The sequence below is a fragment of the Streptomyces sp. NPDC038280 genome (assembly GCF_055600045.1).
In genome coordinates, this window is record NZ_JBVJYZ010000019.1 from 115,496 (window position 1) to 122,717 (window position 7,222).

General features: G+C 71.5%; 10 protein-coding genes. 1 reads left to right on the forward strand and 9 read right to left on the reverse strand.

All coding sequences use genetic code 11. From position 1 onward, the window contains the following. Positions 1-46: 46 nt before the first annotated feature. Positions 47-625, reverse strand: coding sequence for a bifunctional pyr operon transcriptional regulator/uracil phosphoribosyltransferase PyrR (pyrR, locus tag ACZ7J0_RS29155; RefSeq protein WP_468713145.1), 579 nt, complete (start codon positions 623-625; stop codon positions 47-49). Positions 626-848: 223 nt separating this feature from the next. Here pyrR and bldD point away from each other — a divergent pair, with 223 nt between their 5' ends. Next, positions 849-1,349: a transcriptional regulator BldD gene (gene bldD, locus ACZ7J0_RS29160; protein WP_093608484.1), complete on the forward strand. Its 501-nt coding sequence runs from the start codon at positions 849-851 to the stop codon at positions 1,347-1,349. Positions 1,350-1,605: 256 nt separating this feature from the next. On the opposite strand, the gene nusB is transcribed toward bldD, so the two are convergent. The 8 genes from nusB to ACZ7J0_RS29200 form a co-directional block, all read right to left on the reverse strand. Further along, a complete protein-coding gene (nusB, locus tag ACZ7J0_RS29165) occupies positions 1,606-2,037 on the reverse strand; it encodes a transcription antitermination factor NusB (protein WP_470892289.1) in 432 nt (143 codons plus the stop codon). A gap of 2 nt (positions 2,038-2,039) precedes the next feature. Then, positions 2,040-2,606 (reverse strand): elongation factor P, encoded by a 567-nt coding sequence (efp, locus tag ACZ7J0_RS29170; RefSeq protein WP_470892291.1) that lies wholly within the window; start codon positions 2,604-2,606, stop codon positions 2,040-2,042. A 67-nt stretch (positions 2,607-2,673) separates the two neighbouring features. Continuing rightward, on the reverse strand, positions 2,674-3,780 hold the full coding sequence (locus ACZ7J0_RS29175) for an aminopeptidase P family protein (RefSeq protein ID WP_470892292.1): 1,107 nt from the start codon (positions 3,778-3,780) through the stop codon (positions 2,674-2,676). Positions 3,781-3,863: 83 nt separating this feature from the next. Further along, complete coding sequence (locus ACZ7J0_RS29180) at positions 3,864-4,832, reverse strand: AAA family ATPase (protein WP_470892294.1); 969 nt, start codon at positions 4,830-4,832, stop codon at positions 3,864-3,866. Positions 4,833-4,960: 128 nt separating this feature from the next. Then, on the reverse strand, positions 4,961-5,401 hold the full coding sequence (gene aroQ / locus ACZ7J0_RS29185; RefSeq protein ID WP_470892296.1) for a type II 3-dehydroquinate dehydratase: 441 nt from the start codon (positions 5,399-5,401) through the stop codon (positions 4,961-4,963). Further along, a complete protein-coding gene (gene aroB / locus ACZ7J0_RS29190) occupies positions 5,398-6,492 on the reverse strand; it encodes a 3-dehydroquinate synthase (RefSeq protein WP_470892298.1) in 1,095 nt (364 codons plus the stop codon). The genes aroQ and aroB overlap by 4 nt, the downstream gene beginning before the upstream one ends. Continuing rightward, the gene (locus ACZ7J0_RS29195; RefSeq protein ID WP_470892300.1) at positions 6,489-7,007 is read right to left on the reverse strand and encodes a shikimate kinase; all 519 of its coding nucleotides are present in this window, start codon (positions 7,005-7,007) and stop codon (positions 6,489-6,491) included. The genes aroB and ACZ7J0_RS29195 overlap by 4 nt, the downstream gene beginning before the upstream one ends. Further along, positions 7,004-7,222: chorismate synthase (locus tag ACZ7J0_RS29200; protein WP_470892302.1), on the reverse strand; the 219-nt coding region annotated here is incomplete at its 5' end. The genes ACZ7J0_RS29195 and ACZ7J0_RS29200, both read right to left, overlap by 4 nt.

Below are 7,222 nucleotides of genomic sequence, written 5' to 3' on the forward strand. Positions count from 1 at the left end.
TACGGGCGCGCAGGGGTGTGCCCCGGGCCCGTCGGTGAAGCCGGTCCTAGGCGGAGGCGGGCTGCGTGCCGAGCAGCACGGTGTCGCGACCGTCCTCCTCGGCGAGCTGGACCTTGACCGTCTCCCGCAGCGAGGTGGGGAGGTTCTTGCCGACGTAGTCGGCACGGATGGGCAGTTCGCGGTGGCCGCGGTCGACGAGGACGGCGAGCTGGACGGCGCGGGGCCGGCCGATGTCGCCGAGGGCGTCGAGGGCGGCCCGGATGGTGCGGCCGGAGAAGAGCACGTCGTCGACCAGGACGACCAGGCGGCCGTCGATGCCGTCGCCGGGGATCTCGGTCCGGGCCAGCGCGCGGGCGGGCCGCATCCGCAGGTCGTCGCGGTACATGGTGATGTCGAGGGAGCCGACCGGGATCTTCCGTCCGGTGATCTCCGCGAGCTTGTCGGCCAGCCGGCGGGCGAGGAACACGCCGCGCGTGGGAATGCCGAGGAGCACCACGTCGTCGGCGCCCTTGGCGCGCTCGACGATCTCATGGGCGATACGGGTCAGTACCCGCGCGATGTCGGGCCCCTCGAGAACGGGGCGGGCGGCATCGGGATGGTGCGCTGTCTGCTGCTGGGCGTCCATATGAAACGGACCTCCTTCTCCGCCTCACGGGACGGACCTTAAAGGACGTCGGATTTGCGCCATCCACGGTACCAGGGCCCGGAGGGGTCCCAGCCCTCACCCCTTTGGGTGAGCGGGTGCGGATCCATTCGGCTTGACGCAAGCTTGTAACGCTGCGTAACCTCACAGTGAGTTACCAGCCGCGCGGCGGAGCCGCACGTTGTCACAGCGTCCGGGGAGCTATATGTCCAGCGAATACGCAAAACAGCTCGGGGCCAAGCTCCGTGCCATCCGCACCCAGCAGGGCCTGTCCCTCCATGGTGTGGAGGAGAAGTCCCAGGGCCGCTGGAAGGCCGTCGTGGTCGGGTCGTACGAGCGCGGTGACCGTGCCGTCACCGTACAGCGCCTCGCCGAGCTGGCGGACTTCTACGGGGTCCCGGTGCAGGAGCTCCTGCCGGGCACCACGCCGGGCGGAGCCGCCGAGCCGCCGCCGAAGCTCGTCCTCGACCTCGAGCGCCTTGCCCACGTCCCCCAGGAGAAGGCCGGCCCGCTGCAGCGCTACGCCGCCACGATCCAGTCCCAGCGCGGTGACTACAACGGCAAGGTGCTGTCGATCCGCCAGGACGACCTGCGCACGCTCGCCGTGATCTACGACCAGTCGCCCTCGGTGCTGACCGAGCAGCTGATCAGCTGGGGCGTCCTGGATGCGGACGCGCGCCGCGCGGTCGCCCACGAAGAGGCGTGAGACAGGGCTTACGCCGCTTCAGCAGAAACGTTGCCGCCGGGGTGGCGGGAGCCTTCGGGTTCCCGCCAACCCGGCGGTTTTCCGTTTGCGCTCCGGGTAGCGGGGCCGTATGCCTCTCGGGCCGCACGGGTGTCGGGGCGCACGGGTTTGCGGGCCGTAGGCGTTCCGTGCCGTACGCGTTTCCGCGCTGTACGGCGAAGGGGCCCGCAGCACCGTGTGCTGCGGGCCCCTTCGACTGCCGGGGAGAGCCGGTCGGCTAGGCGTCCCGGCGAAGGCTCGGCTTCAGGTCCTTGAAGCGGGCCAGCAGGCCGTTGACGAACGACGGCGACTCGTCGGTGGAGAACTCCTTGGCGAGCTGCACCGCCTCGTCCATCGCCACCGCGTCGGGCGTCTCGTCCACCCAGAGCAGCTCGTACGCGCCGAGCCGCAGGATGTTCCGGTCCACGACCGGCATCCGGTCGAGGGACCAGCCCACCGCGTAGGTGGCGATCAGGTCGTCGATACGGTCCGCGTACTGCGCGTACCCCTCGACGAGCTGCATCGTGTACTCGTTGACCGGCGGCTGCCGGTCGTCGGAGCGCGCGTGCCGAATCCAGTCCGCGAGGACCTGCTGCACGGACGTGCCGCGCTGATCGGCCTCGAAGAGGATCTGGAAGGCCCGCTTACGGGCCTTGTTCCGGGCAGCCACGGTTAGCTGTTCACCCGGCCGAGGTAGTCGCTGGTGCGGGTGTCGACCTTGATCTTCTCACCGGTGGTGATGAAGAGCGGGACCTGGATCTGGTGACCGGTCTCCAGCGTCGCCGGCTTGGTGCCACCGGTGGAGCGGTCGCCCTGGACACCCGGCTCGGTCTCCTGGACGGTCAGCTCGACGGCGGCCGGGAGCTCGACGTAGAGCACCTCGCCCTCGTGCTGGGCCACGGAGGCGGTGAAGCCCTCGATGAGGAAGTTGGCGGTGTCGCCGACGGACTTGCGGTCGACCATCAGCTGGTCGTACGTCTGCATGTCCATGAAGACGAAGTACTCGCCGTCCATGTACGAGAACTGCATGTCGCGGCGGTCGATGGTGGCCGTTTCGACCTTCACACCGGCGTTGAACGTCTTGTCGACGACCTTGCCGGAGAGCACGTTCTTGAGCTTGGTGCGCACGAAGGCGGGGCCCTTGCCGGGCTTGACGTGCTGGAACTCGACGACGGACCAGAGCTGGCCTCCGTCGAGCTTGAGCACCATGCCGTTCTTGAGGTCGTTCGTGGAAGCCACGGTTGCGGAATCTCCTGGACTGACGCTGGTGGACGACCGAGGAATGCGAAGGGTTCGCGGGCGCGCGCTAGAGCGCGAGCAGCTCCTTGGTCGTGATGGTGAGTAGCTCGGGTCCGCCGTCCGCCTCCTGGCGCACGACGAGCGTGTCATCGATCCGGACTCCGCCCCGGCCCGGGAGGTGGACCCCCGGTTCGACGGTGACCGGCACACAAGCGTCCAGTTTACCCATGGCCGAGGGTGCGAGCTGCGGGTCCTCGTCGATTTCGAGCCCGACACCATGGCCGGTGAGCGGTGGGAGGCTCTCGCCGTGGCCCGCGGAGTCCAGGAGCTGACGGGCCGCGCGGTCCACTTCGCGGTACTCGCGGCCCGGTGCGAGCGCCTCCCGGCCGGCCCGCTGAGCGGCGAAGACGAGCTCGTACAGCTCGATCTGCCAGTCCGCCGGGGTCGTCCCGATGACGAAGGTGCGGCCGATCTCGCAGCGGTAGCCGCGGTAGTTGGCGCCGAGGCAGACGGAGAGGAAATCACCCTCCTCGACGCGGCGGTCGGTGGGCCGGTGGGCGCCGAGGCCCGAGTGCGGCCCGGTCGCCACGGACGTGGGGAAGGCGGGGCCGTCGGCGCCGTGGTCGACGAGCCTGCGCTCGAGCTCCAGCGCCAGATGCCGTTCCGTACGCCCCACGAGGATCGACTCCAGGAGCTCTCCGAGCGCCTGGTCGGCGATCTCCGCGGCGATCCGCAGACAGGCGATCTCGTCCTCGTCCTTGACGATGCGCAGCTGCTCGACGGCCCCGCCCAGGTCAGCGAGGCGCAGCCGGGACGCGATGGAGCCCATCGCCCGGTGGCGGGCGACGGTCAGATGGTGTTCCTCCACGGCGAGCGCGTCCGCGCCGGCCTTGCGGGCGAAGTCGACGGCGGCGACCGCGGGGTCCCCGCTGCTGCTGGGCAGCACGGTCAGGCGCAGCTCCTCGTCCGGGCGGCCTTCCGCCGGATCGCCGGTCGGGGCGGTGGGGCAGAGCAGGACGTCCTCACCGGCGCCGAGCAGCAGGACCGCACCGGGCGGCGAGCCGCCCGCGAGATAGCGGACGTTGGCGGGGCGGGAGACCAGTGCGGCCGTGTTGCCCGCCGCCGCACACCGGTCGCGCAGCCGGGCACGACGGTCCGCATACACCTCTGACATGCTTCGAGCGTACGAGCGGACCGGGCGCTCGGCGCGGGCAGCGCGTCCGACCGGGGGTGGTGGACGGGCGCCGACCGGTTCGGCTACCAGCTGGGCGGGCTGGCTATGGAGCGGGCCAGCACCTCGTCGAGCACACGGGCCGTGGTCTCCACGTCGTACTTCGAGTTGTCGATGATCGGCAGCCCCGAGCCGTACCACCCCGCCATCCGGCCGTGGATGCCGGCGACCTCCTCGTCGGAGAGCCGCCGGTTGCCGCTGCGCTCGGCGTTGCGCTCCAGGACGATCTCCAGGCCGGGGAGCAGCACGACGGGCAGCAGGCCGGGGCCGACATGGCGCTTCCAGCCCCCGAGGCCCACGACCGGACGGTCCGGGAAGACCGCGTCGTCGAGGATGCAGGAGATGCCGTTGGCCAGGAAGTTCCGGGCGGCGAAGCCGCAGGTGCGGCGGGCCAGGCGGTACTGCGCCTCGGAGTGGTCGTTCCACCCCGCCTGCGGGTCGGCGAATCCGGAGCAGACCCATTCGCGGACGTCGTCCAGGCTGATGTGCGCGGTGGGGACCCGGCGACGCTGCGCCCAGTGCCGGGCCACGGTGGTCTTGCCCGCGCCGGCGGGGCCGATGAGCAGGACGGCGAGGGTGGCGGTGCCGGTGCCGAGGTCGGCGGGGGGCGGCGCGGGCATCGCGACGGGGCCGCCGGGCGGGAGCGGGATGTGCCCGGTCGTCTCGCGGGAGGGCGGGGGCGGGGCCTGCTGGGGCGCTCCCCCGGTCCAGCCGGGCGCAGGCGCCTGACCATGTGTGCCGGAAGGGCCGGACGGCTGCCCGGGCTGCCCATGGGCGCCGGGGTGCGCGGGGGCCTGTCCGTGAGCGCCGGGGTGGCCGGGCGGGCCCTGCGGAGCCGGGGCGGACCCGGGGGTCGCCTGCGGGTAGGGAGCGGGGTGTCCGTGCGGCATGGGCGGGTGGCCGTGCGGTGCGGGAGGTACGGGGGGACGGCCTCCCTGCGCCCAGCCCTGGCCCCCGTGTCCGGGCGGCAACGGAGCCCCCACTGCGTGCTGCATCCGGTGCCACTCCGTCTCGTACGACTGACGCTGATCCGCGGCGGCTGGGCCCCCGCTACCGAAAGGTACCTTCCCCGGCCTCCGCAGGGGGAACGGCCGGGGAAGGTCCAGAGTGCCCTGTCGGCCAGTCAGCCCGTCAGTTCGTCGGCGAGAGCCCGCAGAGCAAGCCGGTACGAGCCGATTCCGAAGCCGGCGACGGTGCCGCTGGCGATGGACGCGACCACCGAGGTGTGCCGGAATTCCTCGCGTGTGTACGGGTTCGAGATGTGCACCTCGATGAGCGGGGCGGTCCGCTGGGCCGCCGCGTCACGTACCGCGTACGAGTAGTGAGTGAAGGCGCCCGGGTTGAGAACGACCGGAATCGAACCGTCCGCGGCCTCGTGGAGCCAGCGGATCATCTCGCCCTCGTCGTTGGTCTCGCGGACCTCGACGTCGAAGCCCAGCTCGGCGCCGAGCTTCTGACAGGTGTCCACCAGGCCGGCGTACGACGTGGCGCCGTAGACGTCGGGCTCGCGGGAGCCGAGCCGCCCGAGGTTCGGACCGTTGAGGACGAGCACCCTGCGGCTCACGCGGAGACCTCGCCGTACGCGGCGAACAGGATGGCCGGGTCCGGGCCCTCGAGCACGGTCGGCTTGGCCAGTCCGTCGAGGACGATGAAGCGCAGCAGATCACCGCGGGACTTCTTGTCGACCTTCATGGTCTCCAGAAGCTTGGGCCACTGGTCGCCCCGGTAGGTCAGCGGCAGACCGACGGACTCCAGGACCGAGCGGTGCCGGTCGGCGGTGGCGTCGTCGAGGCGGCCGGCGAGGCGGCCCAGCTCGGCGGCGAAGACCATGCCGACGGAGACGGCGGCGCCGTGGCGCCACTTGTACCGCTCGTTCTTCTCGATCGCGTGCGCCAGGGTGTGGCCGTAGTTGAGGATCTCGCGCAGACCCGCCTCCTTGAGGTCGCTGGAGACGACCTCGGCCTTCACCCGGATCGAACGCTCGATGAGCTCGGCCGTGTGCGGGCCGGCCGGGGTCCGCGCGGCGGCCGGGTCCTCCTCGACCAGGTCGAGGATGACCGGGTCGGCGATGAATCCGGCCTTGATGATCTCGGCCAGTCCGCTGACGTAGTCGTGGACCGGAAGCGAGTCCAGGGCGGCGAGGTCGCAGATGACGCCGGCCGGCGGATGGAAGGCGCCGACGAGGTTCTTGCCCTCGGCGGTGTTGATGCCGGTCTTGCCGCCGACGGCCGCGTCCACCATGGCGAGGACGGTGGTCGGTACGGCGATCCAGCGCACACCCCGCAGCCAGCTCGCGGCCACGAAACCCGCGAGGTCGGTGGTGGCGCCGCCGCCGACCCCGACGATGACGTCGGTGCGGGTGAAGCCGGTCTGTCCGAGCGCCTTCCAGCAGTAGGCCGCGACCTCGACGGTCTTGGCCTCCTCCGCGTTCGGGACCTGGATGGCCACGGCTTCGTAGCCCTGGTCGGCGAGGTCCTGGCGCAGGGCCTCGCCGGTCTCGGCGAGCGCCTCCGGGTGGATGAGGGCCACCCGCTTGGCCCGCGGACCGATGAGGGCGGGCAGCTCACCGAGGAGCTGCCGGCCAACCAGCACCTCGTACGGGTCCGTGCCCGCCGTACCGCCGACCTCGATACGGGTTACTTCCTGGTCGGTCATACGTCCTTCAGCTCCAGTGCGTCGAGGACCGCCTGGGCGACCTCTTCCGGGGTCCGGTCGTCGGTGGCGACGACGACACGGGCGACTTCGGTGTAGAGAGGGCGGCGCGCGTCCATCAGCTCGCGCCACTGACGGCGCGGGTTGACGGCGAGCAGCGGGCGCGCGGTGTTGAGTCCGACGCGGCGGACCGCCTCTTCCACGTCCATCGACAGATAGGCGACGGGCAGGCCGACGAGGAGTTCGCGGGTGCTGTCGTCGAGGACGGCGCCGCCGCCGAGGGAGAGAACGCCCTCGTGCTCGGCCACGGCGGAGAGCACCGCCTGTCGCTCGAGCTCGCGGAAGTGCGCCTCCCCCTCCTCGATGAAGATGTCCGAGATCTCGCGGCCCTCGGCGGCGACGATGTCGGCGTCCGTGTCGCGGTAGGGCACGCCGAGCCGTTCGGCCAGGAGCGCGCCCACCGTGGACTTGCCGGACCCCATGGGCCCGACCAGGACGACCAGAGGACGGGGGGTCACCGGATGCGCAGGTTGTCGAGGTAGGACTGGACGTTGCGGCGGGTCTCGGGGACCGAGTCACCACCGAACTTCTCCACCACCGCGTCCGCCAGGACCAGCGCGACCATCGCCTCGGCGACAATCCCCGCCGCCGGCACCGCGCACACGTCGGAGCGCTGGTGGTGCGCCTGCGCCGCCTCACCCGTCACCACGTCCACCGTCGCCAGCGCACGCGG